The following is a 23294-nucleotide window of genomic DNA, read 5'->3' as shown; positions in this document are numbered from 1 at the left end:
CAAAAAACTCACAAATTAATTTCAATATTTGTTCACTATTTGAGAGATGTGTGGTATAATAAAAATCACCAAGAAAATACACAGCGAGGTGATAGCGTGATTAAGAAAGAGATGATCGCCATGCTTTTGGCGGGAGGACAGGGAAGCCGTCTTGGCGTGCTGACACAGAAGGTAGCAAAGCCGGCGGTTTCATTTGGAGGTAAATATCGAATCATTGATTTCCCACTCAGCAACTGCATCAACTCCGGAGTTGATACGGTTGGAGTTTTAACGCAGTATCAGCCACTGAGGCTGAATGCACATATCGGAATTGGTATTCCGTGGGATCTTGACCGCAATGTGGGCGGTGTTACCATTTTGCCACCTTATGAGCGCAGCAAAGGAAGTGACTGGTATACCGGAACCGCAAATGCAATTTTCCAGAACCTGGAGTATATGGAGACGTACAATCCGGACTATGTTCTGATTCTTTCCGGAGACCATATCTACAAGATGGATTACGAGGTTATGCTGGAGTATCACAAGGCAAACAATGCAGATGTGACAATCGCAGCAATGCCGGTTCCGATTGAGGAGGCAAGCCGTTTCGGTATCGTTATTACCGATGATAACAACCGGATTACAGAGTTCGAGGAGAAACCTGCAAATCCGAGAAGCAATCTTGCAAGCATGGGCATTTACATATTCAGCTGGCCGGCTTTAAAGGAAGCTCTGCTGAGCCTGGCTGATGTACCTGGCTGTGATTTCGGAAAGCATGTGATTCCTTACTGCTTCGATAAGGGTGAGAGAATTTTTGCTTATGAGTACAACGGATACTGGAAGGACGTCGGTACCCTGGGCTCCTACTGGGAGGCAAACATGGAGTTGATCGACATCATTCCGGAGTTCAACCTGTACGAGGAGTACTGGAAGATTTACACGAAGAGCGATATCATTCCGCCGCAGTATGTGGCACCGGATGCAGTGATCGAGAGAAGCATCATCGGAGAGGGAACAGAGATTCACGGCTCCGTTTACAACTCCGTAATTGGTGCGGGTGTCACGATCGAGCCGGGCGCAGTTGTGCGGGATTCTATTGTGATGCGTGACAGTGTGGTAAAGGCCGGCGCCAATGTCAATAAGGCGATCATTGCGGAGGACACGCAGATCGGTGAGGGCGCGGAGCTGGGAATCGGCGAGTATGCACCGAGCAAGTATGATCCGAAGGTTTACCAGTTTGATCTTGTGACCGTCGGGGAACACAGTGTGATCCCGGATCATGTGAAGGTTGGTAAGAATACTGCAATATCCGGAAAGACAGAGAAAGAGGATTATCCGGATGGACAGCTGGCAAGCGGAGACTACATTATAAAGGCAGGTGGCGTGCGATGAGAGCGATTGGTATTGTATTAGCAGGCGGAAACAGCAAGAGAATGAAAGAGTTGTCCAACAAACGGGCAATCTCCGCAATGCCGGTTGCAGGAAGCTACCGAAGCATCGATTTTGCGCTCAGCAACATGAGCAATTCCCATATTCAGAGCGTGGCAGTGTTCACGCAGTACAATTCCCGTTCCCTGAATGAGCATTTGAGCTCCTCAAAGTGGTGGGATTTCGGAAGAAAACAGGGAGGTCTGTTCGTATTCACTCCTACGATTACCGCAGAGAACAGTGACTGGTACCGCGGTACTGCGGATGCTCTGTATCAGAACCTTTCGTTCTTAAAGAACAGCCATGAGCCGTATGTAGTCATCGCTTCCGGTGATTGTGTGTACAAGCTCGATTACGGCAAGGTTCTCGAGTATCACATCGAGAAGAAAGCAGACATCACCGTTGTCTGCAAGGATATGCCGGAGGATATGGATGTCACCCGCTACGGTCTGGTAAAGACCAACGATGACGGCCGGATCACGGAGTTTGAGGAGAAGCCGATGGTGGCAACATCCAACACCGTCTCCTGCGGAATCTATGTCATCCGCCGCCGTCAGCTGATTGAGCTGATTGAGCGCTGTGCCGCTGAGGACAGAGTGGACTTCGTAAGAGATATCCTGGTTCGCTACAAGAACCTCAAACGCATCTATGCATACAGACTGGACAGCTACTGGAGCAACATCGCTTCCGTGGATTCTTATTACCAGACAAATATGGATTTCCTGAAACCGGATGTGCGCCGCTACTTCTTCCGTGAGTATCCGGACATCTACTCCAAGGTGGACGATCTTCCGCCGGCAAAGTATAATCCGGGAGCATCCGTAAAGAACAGTCTGATTTCAAGCGGATGTATCATCAACGGAACCGTGGAAAATTCTGTTCTGTTCAAGAAAGCCTATGTGGGCAACAACTGTGTGATCCGCAATTCCATCATTCTGAATGATGTCTATATCGGGGATAACACGGTCATTGAAAACTGCATCGTCGAAAGCCGGGATACAATCCGTGCGAATACGACTTACATCGGTACGCCGGATGATATCAAGATTGTAGTGGAAAAGAACGAGAGATACACTTTGTAGGACAGGCTAAGCAGCAGCCTGAATGCTGAAAAATACAAGAGAGCGTAGTGTGGGGGACACATATACGACACGGAAGGGGCTTTGCGATATGCAGATAACGGATGTTAGAGTGAGAAGAATCGAGAAAGAGGGAAAGATGAAGGCCATTGTCTCTATCACGCTGGACAATGAGTTCGTCATTCATGATATTAAAGTAATTGAAGGGGAGAAAGGTCTGTTTATAGCAATGCCTAGTCGTAAGGCAGCAGACGGAGAGTACCGGGATATTGCGCATCCGATCAATTCGGAAACCCGTGATACGATTCAGAAAGCCATTTTGACAAAATATGAGATGACCGCTCTGGAGAGTCAGGAAGACGAGACTTACGCATAGACACACGGGATTTGTAGACGATGCGAAGATGAGTAGGGAAAAACTTCTGGACAGATTCAGGAAAAGCATCTTGAAAAAAGAATAGATTGATAAGTGAATGAGAAAAAATCTCCTGCCATGGCGGGGGATTTTTTCTTTATATAAATCTTTGGAAATCTCTCTTGTTTCTATCTTGCAGAGGAAATTTGTGTGTGCTATAATGAGTCCCGTTTATCTGAAATATCATTTTTCAGTTGGATTTTTATTAGGGAAAGGACTTTAATTTATGGAAAAAACGCAGAGAAAAGACATGTCCCCGGTTCGGGATATGACGAGCGGAAGCCCATTAGGCCTGATTCTGGCATTTGCGGTGCCGATGCTGATGGGAACGCTGTTCCAGCAGTTTTACAGCATGGTCGACACGATCATTGTAGGAAAATTCCTCGGGGTTGATGCGCTTGCCTCAGTTGGCTCGACCGGTGCGGTCAACTTCATGGTAAATGGTTTTGTGATCGGTGTGACGGCAGGATTTGCAATTCCGGTTGCCCAGCAGTTCGGCGCCCAGAATTACCGGAATATGAGAAAATATGTGGCGAACACGATCTGGCTGACGATCGCATTTTCCGTTGTGATGACAGTTGTGATCGGAGCTTTGACGTGGAAGATTCTCGTCTGGATGCAGACCCCGGAAAACATCATTCAGGGTGCCTACAACTATATTTTCATCATTTTCCTCGGAATTCCGGTGACGTATCTGTACAACCTGACGGCGAGCATCATCCGTGCACTCGGAGATTCAAAGACGCCAGTCTATTTCCTGATTCTGTCGTCCCTTGTCAATATCGTGCTTGATTATATCTCGATCAACTTCCTCGGAATGGGAGTTGCGGGACCGGCATGTGCGACGGTCGTCTCTCAGGGACTTTCCGGTATTCTCTGCGTCCTTTATATGAAGAAGAAATTCACGATTCTCCATTTCCAGAAGGGAGAGATGGAGTTTGACGGGCGGATGTGCCTGAACTTGTGCAATATGGGAATTCCGATGGGACTTCAGTATTCCATCACCGCGATCGGCTCGGTTATCCTGCAGACTGCGGTCAACACGCTCGGTTCTGTCGCAGTTGCCTCCGTCACGGCGGGTCAGAAAGTCAGCATGTTCTTCTGCTGTGTCTTCGATGCGCTCGGAGGAACGATGGCGACGTATGCGGGTCAGAATGTCGGTGCGGGAAAGATTGACCGAATCATCAGCGGAATCAAGGCAGCGACGATTCTCGGAAGTATCTATGCGGTTGCAGCCTTTGCGGTTCTTTTCTTCTTTGGAGGATATATTCCGCTTCTGTTCGTGGATGCGGACCAGACGCTTGTGATCCATCAGGCACATCTCTTCCTGATTTTCAATTCGCTGTTTTATATCCCGCTTGTCTTTGTCAATGTATGGCGTTTCTGCATTCAGGGTATGGGATACTCGGCGTTTGCGATTCTCGCCGGCGTCTGCGAGATGTTTGCGCGGTCGCTGATCGGTTTTGTCGGAATTCCGATGTTTGGATACATTGCGGTCTGCTTCGCATCCCCGCTCGCGTGGATCTGTGCGGACTGTTTCCTGATTCCGGCATTCTATCACTGCATCAGACGCTTGAGAAGACTCTTGAATCAAGAAAAAAAGTAATGGACAGGATAGATTTCTGATTATCAGCGCTTTGCCAAATAACTGAAAGTAAAAGGCAATTTGCAAAATGGAGAAGAAACCAGAGTTAACTCTGATTCCTTCTCCATTTTTTGCTTTTAATTCTCCAGATACACAGGATCATGCGGATCAGACAGTCGACTGCGATTGCGAGCCAGACGCCGACAACGCCGAGTCCGAGTGGATGGATTGCGATCCAGACGAGACCGATTCGCAGTCCCCACATGCCGACAATGCTCACGAGGAGGGCGAAGCGGACATCCCCGGAAGCGCGGAAGATGCCGCCGGCGATCACGGTGAAGCTGAAAAAGATCTCTGTGGTCGCAGCGACAAAGAGGGTGCGTGTTCCGAGTGCGACGACGCCGGGATCCGGGCTGAACAGGTGAATGATCGGACCGGAGAACAGGGCGACGGGGATACACATCAGGATGATGACGATGGATCCGATCCAGGAAATTCGGACTGCAAAGCGGTCCGCGAGATCGGTCCGGTGTGCGCCGAGTGCCTGACCGACGAGAGCGGTTGCCGTGTAGGCAAAACCGTAGGCGGGCAGATACAGAATTCCCTCCGTCTGGTTGGTCAGATAGTGTGCGGCGAGAGAGACAGTGCCAAGACCTGAGATCATTGCGGTCAGCGCAATCTGTCCGGAAGTCAGGGTCAGGCGTTCAAGGAGTACCGGAACGCTGATCTGCCAGAGTTGGGACAGAATCTGACGTTCCACGCGAAAATTGGCGCGGAACACATTCAGCTGAATCGGAGTCCTTCCAAAAGTCAGGAAGGCGAGCAGAATCAGCAGAAGCAGGCATTGGGAGAGGGCGGTGGATGTCGCAGCACCGGCGACGCCAAGACCTGCTCCCCAGATGGAGAATGATGTGGATCCGACCGAGATGGTTCTCACCGGATAAATCAGAAAGAAGTTTCCAATGATGTTTGCAGCATTTGCGGTCAGATTTGCAGTCAGCGGAATCCGCGTGTTTCCGGCGGAGCGGAAGACTGCGGAGATCGTCACGGACATTGCCTGGGCCGTCAGTCCAAAGCCGATGATCTGCATATAGCGCTGGGCCTGCGGGATGACTTCCGGGGCGGCGCCAAGCCAGATCGGAAGCGGATGGCAGATCAGCTCGACACCGATGGACAAAAGAATTCCGAGAACGGCGGAGCAGAGCAGGGCCTGGGCGGTGATGCGCCTCGCACGCACGGGATCACCGGCACCGACGGTGTGGGAGATCAGATAGGAAAATCCCACGCTGAGTGCCGTGATAAATCCGTTGATCAGCCAGATGCTTGAGATGTTGACGGCGACGGCAGCAGTCGCAGATGCACCGATGGAACCGACCATCGCGGTATCTGCGAGAGAAGCCATGCAGATCAGAAACTGTTCAAGGATCGCCGGCCATGCGAGCATCAGGATTGTGCGTGTCAGATGGCGCTGGGCGGAATCTGACAAAATATCCGGTATCTGGGATCCCTTTGACGGGGTCTTTGCGGCTGCCTGATTACTCATGGTCCGGCACCGTAAAACCGTTCTGCTTCAAAACCCAGGATGCGACGGCGCGGTTTGTGTCAAGCCATGCGCCGTGGGATTTCATATATCCGATCAGGCGGCTGAGCATCTGGACACGGCTTGCACGTCCGACAAACTGCGGATGAAGAACGAAATTGATCATGCGGCCCTCGACAGCGAGAGTGTCAAACTCATCTTTCCAGATCTCGTACATCTCGTCCGGGGATTTGAGTCCGTAACGCTCCGGGGCGGCATCGGTGTAGAAATCATAGGCGGTGTCGTCGAAGATCGAATCCTTCGGAAGCTCGACGAGCGGAACAGTCTTTCCGTCAATCTGGTGAAGAAACGGGCCGTCGCTGTCGCGCCAGTTGCTGCTGTAAATATATCCGTGCTCAAGGAAGAGACGAAGGCTGTAGTCATGGATGACTCCGCCGGGAGCCCGGTGGCCGGCGATTTTCTGACCGGTCAGATCATAGATGATCTTTTCACTGCGGTGCATCGTGGCATCTTCCTGCTCGTAGGTGGTTGCTGTGGACTCCTCGTGGAGATAGCCGTGGAATCCGATGTCATGTCCACGTCTTGCGATCTCTTTCACGACGAGGGGATACTTCTCTGCGATGACGCCCGGGATGAAGAAGGTAGCTTTCACCTGGTGTACATCGAGCATGTCGAGAATGCGCGGAACGCCCTGCTTCGGGCCGTAAGCTCCGCGGGAAAGGTTTGTCATATGTGCAGTGCTTCCGTCACCATGTGTTGTCCACATGGTTTCAGCATCGAGATCGAATGCCATCATGACGGCGATTCGTTTATTGTCCGGCCATTTCATCATCTCTGATTTCCTCCGTTTTCTTTTGTCTGCATGATTTCCAGATTTTCTTTCTGATTTTGTTCAAGCACGTAGCGGGCAACATCCTCGCAGGTCGCAATCCACGCGCCGTGAGCCTTCATGTAGGAGATCAGTTCTCCGACCATTCCGATCCGGCTTGCGCGCCCGATCATCTGTGGGTGAAGTTTCAGAATGAAAACTTTGTTGCCCTCGAGTGCGAGGCCGTCGAATTCCTGCTTCCAGTTGCCGAAAACTTCGCGGTTCGGGTACATACAGCGGACTGCCGGATCGCTGAACGTGAAATAATAATAGGTAAAGTCATCCATCGTGATATCGTTTGGAAGTTCGACGAGGGGCAGAGTCCGGCCGTCCTCATCCCACAGGTAAGCCCAGTCGCAGTCTTTCATCGAAGAACTGTAAAGGTAGCCGCGCTCAGTGAGAAGCTGTGGAGTAAATGGATGAATCACACTCTCCGGTCCGCGGTGACCGACCGGTTTTCTGCCGGTGATTTCCTTGAGGATTGCTTCGCTTCGGTCGAGGATCGCACACATTTCCTCACGGGAAAGGTTGGGATCGGACTCGTGCATGTATCCGTGACAGGCAATCTCGTGCCCGCGGCGGTGGATTTCCTCAACGGTGTCGCGGTAAGTCTCAGCGACGATTCCCGGAACGAAGAATGTGGACTTGATGTCCATCGTGTCAAGCATGTCGAGGCATCTGCGAAGTCCCTCATGCGGGCCATACTGTCCTCGTGAAAAGTCTGTGAATCCGATCTTGGTTCCCTTTGTCTTTGCGCGGGAGATGCGAAGAAATTCGGCATCGTAGTCGAAAGTGACCATGACTGCAATCCGTGCGCCGTTCGGCCAGGTGATTGCAGGACCGCTGCTTTTTCCGTCTGCAATGTAATTCATAAGTAGAAGTACTCCTTTCAGGTTTCCATTAGGTTTGCGTTTTTTACAAATTTGTCAGAAACAAAAAATGTATAAATATAGAAAATAAAGACATATCATACTGCATCCATTTAAAAGAGGTCCGATTTGTTCGGAATGGGATGCATCTCGATTATAAGCATGGGTTTTCTCAATGTCAACTGCCAGCGATTTTGCGTGAAAAAACAAAAAATGAGAAAAACAAATTATGAATGACATTTTCACTAGATTTTGTATAATTTTTGTTTTAAATTGCATACATGGACAGTTGAAACCCGGGAACGAAAGTGCTATAATTATGCGATATCTTGTATTTTGATACATAAAGGTAGAATGAGGAGGAGAAAAACAATGAGAAAAAGTCTGATTTGGGCAGCAAGCGCAATGATGGCAATCGGTCTGCTGACCGGTTGTGGAAGCAGCAAGAGTGCAGAGACCACCGCAGCAGCGTCTTCTGCAGCAGAGAGCAGCAGCGAGGAGAGCAAGGAGAGCAGTGCAGCAGAGGCTGAGAGCAGCTCTGAGGGAGCAGAGAGCAGTGCAGCAGAGGTATCCGCAGACAACCCATTCAACGGAAAGACCGTGAAGGTTGGATGTTCTGCAACTTTCGTACCGTTTGAGTCTATCGAGATGGCAGCTGACGGAAAGAAGACTTATGTCGGCATGAACATCGACATCGTGAGAGATGTTGTAGAGAAGAACGGCGGAACCGTAGAGTTCGTTGACATGCCGTTTAAGAGCCTGATGGCAGCAATCCAGGCTGGACAGATTGATTTCTGCAGCGGCGGTATGGCTCCGACTGAGGAGAGAGAGAAGACCCTGGATTTCTCTGAAATCTTCTTCTATCCGAGAAACGCAATCGTGTACCGCGCAGAGGATGATTACCCGAATCTGGATTCCCTTCAGGGAAAGACCGTTGCTTACGCATTTGGAACCAACTACCAGCAGGTAGCTGAGAGCATTCCGGATGCCAAGGCAGTAGGTATTCAGGGAAGCCCGGCATGTATCGAGGAAGTAAAGAGCAAACGTGCAGATGCCTGCATCATTGATGGTGCCGGTGCAGCAGAGTTCTTAAAGAACAATGCAGAGCTGAAGATGAGCCTGCTTGATAAGACCGATGACTGCTTCGCAATCGGTTTCCCGAAGAACTCTCCGTACTATGAGACTTTCAACAACACGCTCAAAGAGATGATGGAAGATGGCGAGCTGGATAAGATCATCGCAGATCATCTGAGTGAGCAGTTCATTCTGGACTAATTGGATCCGGAAAGGTAGGAATTGATATGAAGCTTGATTTTAGCAGCGTCTGGCAGTATTGGCCGTTTCTTTACCATGGCGCGCTGACAACCTTGAAAATAACGGCTATCGCGGCTGTGCTTGGATTCGTGCTTGGTGTTCTGCTGTCGCTGATTAAAATCAGCAAATGCAGACCATTAAACTGGTTTGGAACGTTTTACACTTCGATTTTCCGTGGAACTCCGCTTCTCGTTCAGCTGTGTATCGTCCATTTCGGACTTCCGCAGCTGACGGGCATGACGCTGACGACGATGCAGTCCGGTGTCCTGACCTTCTCGCTGAACTCCGCAGCGTATATCTCTGAGATCTTCCGAGGCGGAATCAACGGCGTGGATAAGGGACAGTACGAGGCGGCAATGTCCCTCGGTGTCGGCTATCGCGATATGATGAAGGACATCATTCTTCCGCAGGCTGTCAAGCACATCCTGCCGAGTCTGGTAAACGAGGCGATTTCTCTTCTGAAAGAGTCTTCTATTCTTTCTTATATCGGAGCCGTGGAGCTGCTCCGTGCAGCAGACCAGATCACTGTGCTCACCTTCCGTTTCTTCGAGCCGTATCTGGTTATCGCAGTGATTTATTATATTCTGGTAATGATTTTATCGATGGTTGCAAGCCGTCTTGAGAGGTGGGTGAACAGAAGTGATCGAGTTTCGTGATGTACATAAGAGCTTTGGCTCACTGGAGGTATTAAAAGGAATCGATTTAAAGATTGAGAAGGGACAGGTTGTAACGCTGATCGGACCTTCCGGTTCCGGAAAATCCACGATTCTGAGATGTATGAATCTTCTGGAGCGCCCGACGAGCGGTCAGGTCCTGATTCAGGGAAAAGACATTACCGCGCCGAAGACGGATATTCAGTCGATCCGCAAAAATATCGGAATGGTATTCCAGCATTTTAACCTGTTTCCGCATATGACCGTTATGGAAAATATGACGTATGCGCCGATTCGAGTAAACAAACTTTCCAAGGATGCAGCGGAGAAGAAGGCAATGGAACTGCTGAAACTGGTGGGTCTGACGGAGAAAGCGCAGACTTATCCGGGAAAACTTTCCGGTGGTCAGAAGCAGAGAATCGCGATTGCGAGAGCGCTTGCGATGGAGCCGGAGATCATGCTGTTCGACGAGCCGACGAGTGCACTTGATCCGGAGATGGTAAAAGAGGTTCTTGAGGTTATCAAGGGACTGGCGCATACCGGAATCACGATGGCGCTTGTCACTCATGAGATGGGATTTGCGAGAGAGGTATCCGACCGAATTTGCTTCATTGACAATGGTCTGATTGTGGAGGATGCGGATCCGGCAGAGTTCTTCTCACATCCGAAGAGTGAGAGAGCACAGAACTTCCTGGATATGGTACTGTAATTTTTATAAAATAGAAATGTGAAAAAGAAGTCTTTCGGGGCTTCTTTTTTTGCACTATAAAAGAAAAATTCCACAGAAGTTATAAGAAAAATTAAAGATGAGAGAGCGTTAGGCGGGACTTTACAACCTACGTCACAACTGCTAAAATGGTGCAAGACTCTACTTATGAATGACTTTAACTATATGATAGAAGCGAATACAGAGCGCCTTAAATGTTTGTAATTAGGAAAGGAAAAAACAATGTATATAATTGCAGGACTTGGAAACCCGACACGGGAATATGATAAGACAAGACACAATGCCGGATTCTCTGTCATCGATGTGCTGGCAGACCGCCATGGCATTGATGTGAGTGAGAAGAAGCATAAAGCACTTTGCGGAAAGGGAATGATTGAGGGGGAGAAGGTCATTCTTGTGAAACCTCAGACTTATATGAATCTCAGTGGAGAGAGCATTCGCGAGGTTATGGATTATTATAAACTCGATCCGGCTGAGAAGCTGATTGTGATTTATGATGATATCAGCCTTGATCCGGGACAGCTCAGAATTCGTCTGAAGGGAAGCGCGGGCGGTCACAATGGAATCAAGAATATCATTGCCCAGCTTGGAACTCAGGAATTCCCGAGAATTAAGGTTGGGGTTGGTGCAAAGCCGCCGAAGATGGATCTTGCCGATTACGTGCTAGGACATTTTTCGGCTGAAGATCAGATTGTGATGAATGAAGCATTTAAAGAGGCATCAGACGCTGTAGAAATGATGTTGCGAGATGGTGCTGATCGTGCAATGAATCATTACAATGCAAAGAAAAAGGCAGAGTAACATATAGAAGAAAGTTTGCAATACTCACGCTTATAGAGAAGAGGAACAGCCACTCTGAGTTGTATTGTTTTGTGCAGAGAGCTATCAGATGTGGAAGCGACAGAGGCGAGAAGGTCTAAGCAAACCCGTGTGAGACGCCGGTGTTTAGGTCGCGTCCTTTGCGACCTTATGCACCGCTGCGTCCGCTCTGCGTATCGAGGAAGCGCCAGTGACGCTTCCGCTGATTTACCCGGAGTGCGAACGAGTTTGCGTGACTTATCTCGCCGGTGGAGCACTGAGAATAATACACAAGAATAATATAAAAGATTAACGATGTAAGGTGTAATTAGAATTAAATGTGACATATGGAGGTGAAGAGAAGATGAGTCAGGTGTTTGCGAGTCCGCTGTCAGAACTGGCGGAGTTTGAGGAATTCAACAGTGCTGTGAAGAAGAAAAAAGGCCCGCTTCAGATGAGTGGCTGCATGGATTCTCAGAAGGTGCATCTGATGCAGGAGACGGATTCCGAGATGCCGTGGAAACTTGTGGTGACTTATGATGACGCGCGCGCGAAAGAGATCTATGATGATTTCTGCTGTTTCCGGAGTGATGTGTGGCTGTATCCCGCAAAGGATCTGCTGTTTTACAGTGCGGATATCCACGGAAATCTTCTGGCGCGCCAGAGAATTTCCGTGCTTCGTCATCTGATGGAAGATACTTCCGGTGTGGTTGTGACGACGCTTGACGGTCTGATGGATCATCTTCTTTTACTCTCCCAGATGAAAAAGCAGGTTTTGCACATTGAAAATGGTCAGGAACTTGATCTGGAATTCTGGAAAGATCAGCTGGTGAGACTCGGGTATGAGCGCACAGGTCAGGTCGACGGGATGGGGCAGTTTTCCATCCGGGGCGGAATTCTTGACATTTTTCCGCTGACGGAGGAGGTGCCGATCCGAATTGAATTGTGGGATACGGAGGTCGATTCGATCCGCTCGTTCGATTTGGAGAGCCAGCGCTCGATTGAGCAGCTTGAGTCCGTCTCGATTTATCCGGCGATGGAGACGATTCTGACGCCCGGTCAGCTTGCAGATGGTGTGAGAAAAATCCGCGAGGAGGAGAAGATTTACGAGCAGAGTCTGAGAAGCCAGAGAAAGACCGAGGAGGCCGGACGCATTCTGCGGATTGTGAGAGAACTGACAGAGGGAATTGAGGAAGGCTGGAATCTTCAGGGGCTTGACGCGTATCTCTCGTATTTCAGCAGGGAGACGGTATCGTTTCTCGATTATTTTGATCCGGAGACAAGCATGATCTTTCTTGATGAGCCGGCGAGACTGAAAGAAAAGGGAGCGGCGATTGAGACAGAATTTCGCGAGAGCATGATGCATCGCTTAGAAAAGGGATATCTGCTTCCGTCCCAGACGGGTCTTCTCTATACGGTGAATGAGGTGCTCTCACACGCGCAGCGAAAAAACACGGTCTATCTGACCGGGCTTGAACAGAAACTTCCGGGGATGGAAGTGAAGAACCGCTACGCGGTCAATGTGAAAAATGTGGCTTCGTATCAGAATAATTTTGAGATGCTGATTAAGGATCTCCAGAGATGGAAGCGTGAGAAATACCGGGTGATCCTGCTCTCTGCCTCGAGGACGCGCGCAAGCCGTCTTGCCGGAGATTTGAGAGAGTATGAGCTGAGTGCATTCTGTCCGGATGACGGGGAGAGGAAAGTTCAGCCGGGTGAGATTCTTGTGACTTACGGAAAACTGCACCGGGGATTTGAGTATCCGCAGATCAAATTTGTTGTGATCACGGAAGGCGATATGTTTGGTGCAGAGCGGAAGAAGAAAAAGCGCCGGAAAACCTCATATGAGGGAAAGAAAATTCAGAGCTTTACAGAACTTTCGGTCGGTGACTATGTGGTGCATGAGGATCACGGACTTGGTATTTACCGCGGAATTGAGAAGATCGAGAGAGATAAGATCGTGAAGGATTACCTGAAAATTGAGTATGCGGATGGAGGAAATCTCTACCTTCCGGCTACAAGACTTGAGGGAATCCAGAAATACGCGGGCGGGGATGCGAAGGCGCCGAAGTTAAATAAACTCGGCGGAGAGCAGTGGAACAAGACGAAGACGCGGGTGCGGACTGCGGTGAAGGAGATTGCGAAGGACTTAGTCAAGCTCTATGCGGCGCGCCAGAATACAGATGGCTTCGTCTACGGACCGGACACGGTGTGGCAGAGAGAGTTTGAGGAACTTTTCCCCTATGAGGAGACGGACGATCAGCTTGCGGCGATTGAGGACACGAAGCGGGACATGGAGAGTCACAAGATCATGGACCGCCTGATCTGCGGAGATGTCGGCTACGGCAAGACCGAGATTGCGCTGCGCGCTGCATTCAAGGCGATTCAGGAGGGAAAACAGGTTGTCTACCTCGTTCCGACAACGATCCTTGCCCAACAGCATTACAATACATTTGTCCAGCGAATGAAGGAATTTCCGGTCCGCGTGGATCTGATGTCGCGTTTCCGCACACCGACCCAGATGAAGAATACGATCGAGGCACTCAAAAAGGGACAGGTGGACATCGTGATCGGTACCCATCGTGTTCTCTCAAAAGATGTGAAATTCAAGGATCTCGGTCTTCTGATCATTGACGAGGAACAGCGGTTTGGAGTTGCGCACAAGGAGAAAATCAAACAGCTCAAAGAAAATGTGGATGTGCTCACAATGACGGCAACTCCGATTCCCCGCACGCTTCATATGAGCCTTGTGGGAATTCGTGACATGAGTGTGCTTGAGGAACCGCCGGTTGACCGGGTTCCGATCCAGACTTATGTGATGGAATACAATGAAGAGATGATCCGGGAGGCAGTGAACCGTGAACTTGCGCGCGGCGGACAGGTTTATTATGTATACAACCGCGTCAAGGACATCGAGGAGGTTGCGGGAAAAATTCAGAAACTGGTTCCGGATGCCAATGTGGTTTATGCGCACGGACAGATGTCGGAGCACAAGCTTGAGAAGATCATGTTTGATTTTATCAACGGTGATATCGATGTTCTGGTATCGACGACGATCATTGAGACAGGCTTAAATATTCCAAATGCGAACACGATGATCATTCACGATGCGGACCAGATGGGGCTCTCTCAGCTCTACCAGCTCAGAGGCCGTGTGGGACGATCAAACCGGACATCCTATGCATTTTTGATGTACAAGAGAGATAAGCTGCTCAAGGAGGAGGCGGAGAAACGTCTTCAGGCGATCCGGGAATTCACAGAACTCGGAAGCGGAATCAAGATTGCGATGAGGGATCTTGAGATCCGCGGAGCCGGAAATGTGCTCGGGGCGGAGCAGCACGGACACATGGAGGCAGTCGGTTACGATCTGTACTGCAAACTTCTGAATCAGGCAGTGCTTGCGCTCAAGGGAGAGCGGAACGAAGAGGAAGAATTCGAGTCCGTTGTCGAGTGTGACATTGATGCCTACATTCCGGCTTCCTACATCAAGAATGAATACCAGAAACTCGATATTTATAAGCGGATTTCCGGAATCGAGAACGAAGAGGAATACATGGATATGCAGGATGAGCTGCTTGACCGGTTTGGAGAGATTCCGAAACCTGTGGAAAATCTGCTCATCGTTGCGGCGCTCAAAGCGGCGGCACACCGCGCTTATGTGACAGAAGTCAAAGTGAACCGTCAGGAAGTCCGCTTAAAGATGTTCAAGCAGGCAAAGCTGAATCCGGAGGGAATTCCGGAGCTTGTGGCATCCCAGAAGGGAAGTCTCAAATTTATGATGACGGATGAGCCGTATTTTATGTATACAGAGAGAAAGCATCAGAAGGACTGCACAGCCATGCTCGAGAAGGCGAAAGAACTTCTTTTCGCGATCGGAAAACTGGCGGAAGAAGCGCAGGAGAAATCAGCAGAGACTGAGAAAAACGAGGCACCGGTGTCTGAGCGATAAATAAAAGTTGTGTGGACCCGGTGCAGAAAAAAATAAAATTGTGGATAATTGTGCATAACAGAACGCGCGGAGGATTGTGGAAATCTTCCGCGCGTTTCTTATGTGGAAAAACAGTGCCCCAAGGACATGTGGATCTTACTGCTCCATCTTTTTTAAGATGCTCTCTGCAACGCTGAGACCGTTTGCAGATGCCTGCTGAAGACCTCTCGTCACGGAAGCGCCGTCGCCGACTGCGCGCAGACCCAGGATGCTCGTCTCAAAGTCCTTATTTACGACAACTTTATTGGAGTAGAATTTTACTTCAACACCGTAGAGCAGAGTCTCGTCGCTTGCGATACCCGGTGTTACCTTGTCGAGGGCGATCAGCATCTCGCTGATATCCTTCATGATGCGGTAAGGCAGAACAAGGGAGAGATCTCCCGGAACAGCATCCTTTAAGGTCGGGATCAGGTTGTTTCTGCACAGACGCTCCTCCGTGGTACGGCGTCCTCTCTGGAAATCACCGAAGGTCTGAACCATGATGCGGCCGCCGCAGAGCATGTTGGACAGCTGTGCGATGTGCTTGCCGTACTCGATCGGCTCGTTGAACGGGCGGGTGAAGTTCTTGCTCACGAGAAGAGCAAAGTTCGTGTTGTTTGTCTTGTACTCCTGAGACTTGTAAGCGTGACCGTTTACAACGGCAAGACCGTTCTCATAGTATTCCGTCGCAACCTCACCGGACGGGTTGGTACAGAAAGTACGAACCTTGTCATCGAAGGTAGGGGTGTAGTAGACCAGCTTTGCCTCGTAGAGGTTCTTGTTCAGGAACTCCATAACCTCATCGCGGACCTCGACGCGGACACCGATGTCGACAGTTCCGACCTGAGTCTCGATCTCGTGCTCACCGCAGATGTGTGAGAACCAGTCAGAACCCTCACGTCCGATTGCAGCAACGATCTCCGGAGCGTAGTAAGTCTCACCCTTGTCGGTGATAACGCCCTTTGCCTCATTATTTTCAATCACAATGTTGTCTACCATGGTATTGAATTCCATGATGACGCCCTGAGCAAGCAGATGCTCCTGAAGGCGGGTGTAGATCTTGTAGCCCTCCTCTGTGCCGAGATGACGGATCGGGCACTCAATCAGCTTTAAGTTTGCGCCGATTGCCTTGCGGCGGATCTCCTCGATCTCTTTCTGCTTGTTGACGCCGTACACACCGGTATCGGCACCGAATTTCAGGTAAATGTCATCGGATTCCTTGATGAGTTTTACTGCGCGATCGTAACCAAGAATCTCCGGAAGGTTTCCACCGACATCCGGGGAGAGGGAAAGTTTTCCGTCTGAGAAAGCTCCGGCACCCGCAAAACCGGTCGTGATGGAACACGGTTTACAGCCAACACATACACCGGTTGTTCTCTTCGGACATACACGCTTTTCGATCGGACGTCCTTTCTCGATCATAAGGATTTTCATATCCGGTTTCTTTTCGATCAACTTGTATGCGCAGAAGATACCGGAAGGACCTGCACCGATGATGATGACATCATAATTTTTCTGATTCTGACTCATGCACAAAACTCCTTTTCTTAAAAACAAAATGGTGATACTCATTCAAAATCTGTCTGTTCAGTTTATTCAGATGAATCATTGAAAAACCTGAATAAACTTGAAGCTCTGGGTTATAAATGCGCACAAAAAACCAGCATACACGAAACAAGAAGCCTGTAGGCAACTGTTTCGGCAGCTGGTAGAAACGTTCAACCATATCTTGAACCTATACACGCATTACAACGTTTATAGGCTATCATAAAATGCAAAATTCTGCAAGTGGAAAATGTCCTGTATTTCCATTAGAACAGTCCGTTACCGCTCATCCCTTTTTCGCCGTTGCTTCCATGTCTGCCGGAAGCACCAGATTCAGGAGAACAGATACGAGGAAAACGACGGCAACGCAGTTTTCCGCGAATACGGTTCGGATGATCTGCGGAAAGATTTCAAACAGCTCCGGTGCCTGAGTGAAACCGATTCCGACACTCAGGGAGACGGAAGCGATCGTGATGTTTCTCTGGCTGTAACCGCAGCGGCTCATCATCTGAATTCCACTCATGACAATCATTCCGAACATCATGATTGTACATCCGCCGAGAACGGCATCCGGAAGGGTGGCAAGAAGTGCTCCCACAGCCGGGAACACTCCGGCGATGATCATGATGATGGCACCTGTCGCAATCGCATAGCGGTTGACAACCTTTGTCATGGCGACGAGACCGATGTTCTGGCTGAAAGAGGTGATCGGAAGGCATCCGAACAGTGCGGAGATGGAGCTCACGAAACCGTCACAGGTGATTGATCCGGTAGTCTCTTTCTCAGTAGCATTTCGGTCAAGTGCGGAAGATGCAAGCGCGGAGGTGTCACCGATTGTCTCCGTCGCAGAGACGAGGAAGATCAGCGTGACCGCGATAATCGCATTGATGTCGAATTCCGGCTTGAACGGAAGAAAACTCGGAAGAGCGATGAGGGAAACACCATGCAGGGCGGAAAAATCAACCATTCCCATGCAGATTGCGAGGATGTATCCGACAATCAGTCCAAAGAGGACGGAGAGCTGTTTGAAGTAAGATTTTGCAAAAATATGAAACAACAGACAGCAGATCAGGGTTACAGTTCCGAGAATCTAGTTTGACGGGGCACCAAAATTTTCGCTTCCGCTGCCGCCTCCGAAAGAAGCGGCGCCGACAGAGAGCAGGGAGAATCCGATGGAGGTGACAACGCTCGCGGATACAACCGGAGTGATCAGTTTCATCCAGTACTTCGCAAACAGTCCAAGGATTCCCTCAATGAGTCCGCCGACAAGAATGGCACCGACGATTGCCGGATACCCGTAAGTGGGGCCGACGTAACAGAATACAGAGACGAAGGTGAAGCTGATTCCCATTACGATCGGCAGCCCGGAGCCGATCCGCCAGATCGGAAAGAGCTGAATCAGCGTTCCGATTCCGGCAATGATCATCGCACACTGGATCAGCATGGCACTGTGGGAGGCGTCCAGACCGCAGGCACCGGTGACAATGATGATCGGCGCGATGTTTGCGACGAACATTGCCAGAATGTGCTGAAGACCGAACGGAACCGCCTGTGCAAGCGGGACATGACCATCCAGCGTGTAAATATTTTGAACGGAGGACTCTGTCGATTTCATTTTTTATGCCTCCTGCGGACGGAAGGTGATCTCACCTGTCTCATCGTTCATGCCGTCCACAATGGCAAGAGACTCCAGATGGTATCCGAGGTTGCGGATCATGCGGCCGCCCGGCTGGAAGCCCTTCTCGATTGCGATGCCGATGCCCTCAACCGATGCACCGGACTCGGTCACGATGGAGAGAAGACCCTGAAGTGCGCAGCCATTTGCGAGGAAGTCGTCGATGATCAGAACATGATCTTCCGGCTTCAGAACTTTCTTGGAGACGATGATCTGATTCTTGCACTTGTGTGTGAAAGATTCTACCTCAGCGACGTACATCTCACCGTCGAGATTGATGCTCTTTGATTTCTTTGCAAATACAACCGGAACGTGGAAGTGACGTGCAACCAGGCAGGCAATACCGATGCCGGAAGCCTCGATCGTCAGGATCTTGGTGATCGGAGCGTCACCGAAACGGCGCTTAAATTCAGCGCCCATCTGATCGATCAGATCAATATCCATCTGATGATTCAGAAAGGTATCTACCTTCAGTACGTTACCCGGTTTTACAACTCCGTCTTTTACAATGCGTTCTTCCAGAAAATTCATGCTCTTTCCCTCTCCTATGTTTATGAAATTTGAAAACTAATTACTGTGTAAATAGTTACAAGTATTGTACTACAAACAAGATAAAAATAAAATGAGGCATTTAGCCATTTTTAAAAAAAATCTGCACGGGTTTCTGTGGGGATTTTCCTAACAAAAAATCCCCACCTTGAAAAGAAGCGTGACGGAAACTTACAGCTTCGGCCAGCATTTCGGCAGTTTCGGATTCTCTACGCGGATGGGTTCCGGATAGGTTTCTCCAAAAAGTTCGACTTCTACAGTCTCGATCACCTGCGGATCCACCGGTTTGTTTACCTCAACTCCCGGGATCGGGAAATCGACGGGAACCGTCTTCACGCCCGCAATGCGTCTGATTTCCTCCATTCCCGATATGACGTGTCCGAATACGGGATAAGTTCCCTTGTGATCCGGACAGTCGCGAAGCGGGAAGAAAAATTCACAGCTTGCAAGTCCCGCATCACCGTATCCGCCCATGCACACGCAGCCCGGATGAGAGTCGAGAGGGGTGATCTCCGGATGAAGTTTGAATTCATTCGGAATCAGATACTGAAGTTCCTTTTTGCCAAAGGCCGTGTAGCTGACATCGACCCAGTTTCCCGGGACGATGCGCTCGATTGCATGGTGGTCAAGATAACCATGGCAGGCGGCAAAGAGAAAGCTGTTTACTGTGTTCGGTGCGGACTCGGGAAGCAGTTCGATCACGATGTCGGCACCGTTTGCCATATGAAGTGTTGCAACTGGATGTTTCATAAATAAAATCCTTTTGTAACTGTTCAGTACCTTCACAGTTACATCCTTTCAACAATTGGACTCTTTCAGCTTGTGCTTATTCGATGATCTCAAGCTGCTTTGGATAGTGGTTGAGAACTTCCACTCCATCTTCGGTCACGAGAACGAGATCCTCAACGCGCACACCGGTATCCTTTGGAAGATAGATACCCGGTTCGATCGAGAAGATCATGCCCGGTTTTGCCTCCCACATATTTGTGGAGGAGACATCTCCAAATTCATGCTCGGACAGACCGATGAAATGACCGAGACGATGTGTAAAATATTCACCCCAGCCCGCATCGGAGATCAGACCTCTTGCGGTGTCATCAAACTCGTGAAGCGGAACACCCGGACGGATCTTGGAGATTGCAGCCTCATTTGCACTGCGGACGGTATCGTAGACTTTGCGGTGCTCGTCGCTGACGGTCTTGAAGTAGAAGGTACGGGTCATATCGGAGCAGTAACCATCTTTGATGCATCCGACGTCAAACAATACGCAGTCGCCAGCCTTGACAGGAGTGTCATCCGGAGAGTGGTGCGGATCGGCGGCATTGGCACCGAAAGCGACGAGCGGTGGGAAGGAATAGCCATCGGCGCCAAGATCGAGATAGATCTGAAGCATCTGGTCAGCGACTTCTTTTTCGGTCACGCCTTCATGGATCAGGGTCTTAAACTGAGCCATTGCCTTATCGTTGATGTCGGAAGCGACGCGCATCTTTTCCTGTTCTTCCTCATCCTTGACTCCACGGGTCGTGTCGACTGCCAGAGAACCATTGATGAAAGAAGAAGCGGCGTGCATTTCCATCAGCGGAAGCAGGAAACGTGCCTTTAACTCCTTGTCAACTGCGAGAGGAGCCTCCTTGTCGAGATATTTTGCGACAATCTCCATAACCGGGTCTGTGTCAGAATACCATACTTTCTCAACACCGACATCCTCCGGAACGTGGAAGAGACGGTTCAGGAAATAGACATGATGGCCATCTGCGCGAAGCAGAAGACCGTAGAAACGCTCAAATGGAGCCATAGAGACACCGGTCAGATAGCAGATGGACATCGGGTCCACGATCAGCATCTGCTCAGCACCCTGTTCCTTCAATGCAGCGAGAATTCGATTTGCTCTTGATTCGTTCATGATAAATAACGTCCTTTCTCATTCTATTTGTAATCCCTTATGTATATCCGCTCTCTTAGCAAGAGGAAATCTACATAAGAAATTTTTATCTAAGGAAATTATAGTACGGATTAATCCGGGAAAAAAGATCCCAGATGCACAAAAAATCCCGGTTGCGGGATTTCATGAAAATATGCTCTATAAAATTTGGGGGAAAATCCATTTATATGTCAGAAAGAACATTTGGAATTTCCAAGTAGTTATATGCGCTATGAGCGTTGATTTGAAACTTTTATAAGAAAAGTCATTTATATCTAGGCGACGAAGGCGAAAAAGTCACTGCAAACCCGTGTGAGACGTCGGTGTTTAGGTCGCGTCCTTTGCGACCTTATGCACCGTTACGTCGAACCCGGAGCGAGAGCGAGTTTGCAGGACTTATTTTGCCGGAGTCGCCCCTAAAATAAAAGATGAAAATTTTAACACTCAAAAGCTGAATGCCATAAAAGTTTCAGAATAGTCTTGAAGCAAGCCGGTTAGAACTGCGTTCTCAGCTTCGGATCAAGCAGATCTCTCAGACCATCTCCGATAAAGTTTGCGCCGACTGCCATCGTGAAGATTGCGAGTCCCGGAAATCCTGCCACCCAGAACTTGTTGAAGTAATCCACACCGTCAGAAACCATCATGCCCCACTCCGGGGTTGGCGGTGCAGAACCGAGTCCGAGGAAACTCAGCGTCGAGAACATCAGAATCTTGTTTCCGATATCGGTCGTCGCCATAATCAGCACGGAGCTGACACTGTTCGGAATGATGTCGAGCAGCAGGATGCGGAGCTTGGAGGCTCCGAGCGCCTCAGAAGCGGTCACATACTCATTTTCCTTGACACTCAGCACAACGCTTCGCATCAGACGCGCGTAAGTCGGCCAGGATACAATGACAAGCGCAAACATCGTGTTGAACAGATTGGATCCCATCACGGCGTTGATGATCATTGCGAGGATCAGCGACGGGAAGGAGAGGATCATCTCCGAGAAACGCATCATTACATTGTCAACCCATCCGCCGACGTATCCGGCAAGCGCACCGTAGAACGTTCCGATCACACCTGCGATCGTCACGGAGAGACAGCCTGCAAGCAGGGAATAGCGTCCTCCGTAGATCACGCGGCTGAAAATGTCACGTCCGAAATTGTCGGTTCCGAACCAGTGCAGAGCGGACGGCGCCTTTAACCGCATCGTCAGATCCTGGGCGATCGGATCATACGGAGCAATGACCGGGGCAAGGATTGCAGCCAGAATCCATCCGAGACAGATGAGAATTCCCAGGGTAAAAAGATAGTTGGATTTCAAAAGTTTTTTCAGGGAATGAATCATTAGCTGCACCTCACTCTCGGGTCGATGATTCCGTAAAGGATATCGACTACCGTGTTGATAATCATGTAGTTGAGTGCAATCAACAGCGCAACGCCGATGATTGCGGGATAGTCGGCTGCCATGACAGATTCGTAGGCGAACTGTCCGACACCCGGCCATTTGAAGATTGTCTCGACGAGAACCATGCCGCCGAGCAGATTTCCAAGTCCAAGACCGATGACAGTCATAACCGGGATCAGCGCATTGCCGAGCGCATGGTGAAGAATCAGTGCCATGCCGCCAAGACCCTTCGCCTTTGCTGTTCGGATGTAGTCAGTCGACAGGGTGTCAAGCAGGTTCGATCTCGTCGTTCTCGTGATCAGTCCCATCGTGAATGCGGCGAGCACGATGCTCGGCAGAATCAGGTGACGCGCCGCATCGAGTGCTTTTGCCGTGTCTCCCTCAATCAGGCTGTCGATGATGTACATGCCGGTCACGGTTGCCGGGGCAGAGAACGAGTTGCTCAGCCGTCCCGGTCCCGGGAAGATCTTCAGTTTGTAGTAGAAGAAATACAGCATCAGCAGTGCAAACCAGAATGCCGGAATGCTGACGCCGGTGACGGAGATAGCTCTCACAATCTGATCGAGAACGCTGTTTCGGCGGATGGCGGAGATGATGCCAAACAGGATGCCGAACAGGGACGCGATCACAATGGAGAAAAGAGCCAGCTCCAGAGTTGCCGGATAGCACCGTGCGAGGTCGTCGAGGACCGGGCGGTTGGTGCGGATGGACGTTCCAAGGTCAAAGTGCAGCAGGTCACGAATGTAGTAGAAATACTGCACAATGAGTGGCTGGTCCAGACCGTGTTTTGCCCGATAGGCAGCCACGATCTCCGGATCATTCAAGGCTCTCTGGCTTAAGTTAGCAACGACCGGGTCACCCGGGATCATCTTTGTGAGGATGAAGACAAGGGTGGCAACTCCGAGAAGCATGACAGCCAGATAAACCACACGTTTTCCAATAAATTTCAGCTCTCCCATTTGGTACCTCTCTTTTGATTCTTGTGATGCAA

At 49.9% G+C, this 23294-nt stretch carries 18 protein-coding genes, 1 pseudogene and 1 riboswitch; of the genes and pseudogenes, 9 read left to right on the top strand and 10 right to left on the bottom strand.

Annotated elements, in window-relative coordinates:
* Window positions 1-96 precede the first annotated feature (96 nt).
* The 4 genes from ACR0QE_RS03220 (at window position 97) to ACR0QE_RS03205 (ending at window position 4507) form a co-directional block, all read left to right on the top strand.
* Window positions 97-1371, top strand: a complete 1275-nt coding sequence (locus ACR0QE_RS03220; protein WP_432626926.1) for a glucose-1-phosphate adenylyltransferase — start codon at window positions 97-99, stop codon at window positions 1369-1371.
* Window positions 1368-2489, top strand: a complete 1122-nt coding sequence (gene glgD, locus ACR0QE_RS03215; protein WP_432626925.1) for a glucose-1-phosphate adenylyltransferase subunit GlgD — start codon at window positions 1368-1370, stop codon at window positions 2487-2489. Before ACR0QE_RS03220 ends, glgD begins: the two co-directional genes overlap by 4 nt.
* An 88-nt stretch (window positions 2490-2577) precedes the next feature.
* Window positions 2578-2862, top strand: coding sequence for a septation regulator SpoVG (gene spoVG / locus ACR0QE_RS03210; protein WP_177978168.1), 285 nt, complete (start codon window positions 2578-2580; stop codon window positions 2860-2862).
* 265 nt (window positions 2863-3127) lie between these two features.
* On the top strand, window positions 3128-4507 hold the full coding sequence (locus ACR0QE_RS03205; RefSeq protein ID WP_432626924.1) for an MATE family efflux transporter: 1380 nt from the start codon (window positions 3128-3130) through the stop codon (window positions 4505-4507).
* Window positions 4508-4592: 85 nt separating this feature from the next.
* Here the strand turns inward: ACR0QE_RS03205 and ACR0QE_RS03200 are convergent, their stop codons facing one another.
* Genes ACR0QE_RS03200 through ACR0QE_RS03190 form a run of 3 tightly spaced genes read right to left on the bottom strand, consistent with a single transcriptional unit; the run spans window position 4593 to window position 7766 of the window.
* Window positions 4593-6029, bottom strand: a complete 1437-nt coding sequence (locus ACR0QE_RS03200) for an MATE family efflux transporter (RefSeq protein ID WP_432626923.1) — start codon at window positions 6027-6029, stop codon at window positions 4593-4595.
* Window positions 6022-6858 (bottom strand): polysaccharide deacetylase family protein, encoded by an 837-nt coding sequence (locus ACR0QE_RS03195; protein ID WP_432626922.1) that lies wholly within the window; start codon window positions 6856-6858, stop codon window positions 6022-6024. The genes ACR0QE_RS03200 and ACR0QE_RS03195 overlap by 8 nt, the downstream gene beginning before the upstream one ends.
* Entirely contained in the window at window positions 6855-7766 is a 912-nt protein-coding gene (locus ACR0QE_RS03190; RefSeq protein WP_432626921.1) for a polysaccharide deacetylase family protein, read from the bottom strand. Before ACR0QE_RS03190 ends, ACR0QE_RS03195 begins: the two co-directional genes overlap by 4 nt.
* A 369-nt stretch (window positions 7767-8135) precedes the next feature.
* On the opposite strand from ACR0QE_RS03190, the gene ACR0QE_RS03185 reads away from it, so the two are divergent.
* The 5 genes from ACR0QE_RS03185 to mfd all read left to right on the top strand — a co-directional run bounded on the left by ACR0QE_RS03185 (window position 8136) and on the right by mfd (window position 15204).
* The gene (locus ACR0QE_RS03185) at window positions 8136-9038 is read left to right on the top strand and encodes a transporter substrate-binding domain-containing protein (RefSeq protein ID WP_432626920.1); all 903 of its coding nucleotides are present in this window, start codon (window positions 8136-8138) and stop codon (window positions 9036-9038) included.
* Between the two features lie 26 nt (window positions 9039-9064).
* Window positions 9065-9733 carry an amino acid ABC transporter permease gene (locus tag ACR0QE_RS03180; protein ID WP_432626919.1) on the top strand — a complete coding sequence of 223 codons (669 nt, stop codon included), beginning with the start codon at window positions 9065-9067 and terminating at the stop codon, window positions 9731-9733.
* Window positions 9717-10439 (top strand): amino acid ABC transporter ATP-binding protein, encoded by a 723-nt coding sequence (locus ACR0QE_RS03175; RefSeq protein WP_432626918.1) that lies wholly within the window; start codon window positions 9717-9719, stop codon window positions 10437-10439. Before ACR0QE_RS03180 ends, ACR0QE_RS03175 begins: the two co-directional genes overlap by 17 nt.
* A 240-nt stretch (window positions 10440-10679) precedes the next feature.
* On the top strand, window positions 10680-11258 hold the full coding sequence (gene pth / locus ACR0QE_RS03170) for an aminoacyl-tRNA hydrolase (RefSeq protein WP_432626917.1): 579 nt from the start codon (window positions 10680-10682) through the stop codon (window positions 11256-11258).
* A 361-nt stretch (window positions 11259-11619) separates the two neighbouring features.
* Window positions 11620-15204, top strand: coding sequence for a transcription-repair coupling factor (gene mfd / locus ACR0QE_RS03165; RefSeq protein ID WP_432626916.1), 3585 nt, complete (start codon window positions 11620-11622; stop codon window positions 15202-15204).
* Between the two features lie 135 nt (window positions 15205-15339).
* Here mfd and ACR0QE_RS03160 read toward each other — a convergent pair whose 3' ends face one another.
* The 7 genes and pseudogenes from ACR0QE_RS03160 to ACR0QE_RS03130 form a co-directional block, all read right to left on the bottom strand.
* Window positions 15340-16752 (bottom strand): NAD(P)/FAD-dependent oxidoreductase, encoded by a 1413-nt coding sequence (locus ACR0QE_RS03160; protein ID WP_432626915.1) that lies wholly within the window; start codon window positions 16750-16752, stop codon window positions 15340-15342.
* A gap of 136 nt (window positions 16753-16888) precedes the next feature.
* Window positions 16889-16985: riboswitch (purine riboswitch) on the bottom strand.
* Between the two features lie 68 nt (window positions 16986-17053).
* A pseudogene (locus ACR0QE_RS03155) lies at window positions 17054-18382 on the bottom strand (uracil-xanthine permease family protein).
* A 3-nt stretch (window positions 18383-18385) separates the two neighbouring features.
* On the bottom strand, window positions 18386-18973 hold the full coding sequence (locus ACR0QE_RS03150; protein WP_432626914.1) for a xanthine phosphoribosyltransferase: 588 nt from the start codon (window positions 18971-18973) through the stop codon (window positions 18386-18388).
* 189 nt (window positions 18974-19162) lie between these two features.
* Entirely contained in the window at window positions 19163-19741 is a 579-nt protein-coding gene (locus tag ACR0QE_RS03145; RefSeq protein WP_432626913.1) for a peptidylprolyl isomerase, read from the bottom strand.
* Between the two features lie 76 nt (window positions 19742-19817).
* Complete coding sequence (locus tag ACR0QE_RS03140; protein ID WP_432626912.1) at window positions 19818-20894, bottom strand: M24 family metallopeptidase; 1077 nt, start codon at window positions 20892-20894, stop codon at window positions 19818-19820.
* Between the two features lie 512 nt (window positions 20895-21406).
* Window positions 21407-22243: an ABC transporter permease gene (locus ACR0QE_RS03135; protein ID WP_432626911.1), complete on the bottom strand. Its 837-nt coding sequence runs from the start codon at window positions 22241-22243 to the stop codon at window positions 21407-21409.
* Window positions 22243-23262: an ABC transporter permease gene (locus ACR0QE_RS03130; protein ID WP_432626910.1), complete on the bottom strand. Its 1020-nt coding sequence runs from the start codon at window positions 23260-23262 to the stop codon at window positions 22243-22245. The genes ACR0QE_RS03135 and ACR0QE_RS03130 overlap by 1 nt, the downstream gene beginning before the upstream one ends.
* Window positions 23263-23294: the final 32 nt, after the last annotated feature.

It is taken from the genome of Brotaphodocola sp. (genome assembly GCF_050873065.1).
GTDB lineage: Bacteria > Bacillota > Clostridia > Lachnospirales > Lachnospiraceae > Brotaphodocola.
Note: the sequence above shows the minus strand (reverse complement) of the source record. Positions and strands in the feature narration are given on the sequence as shown.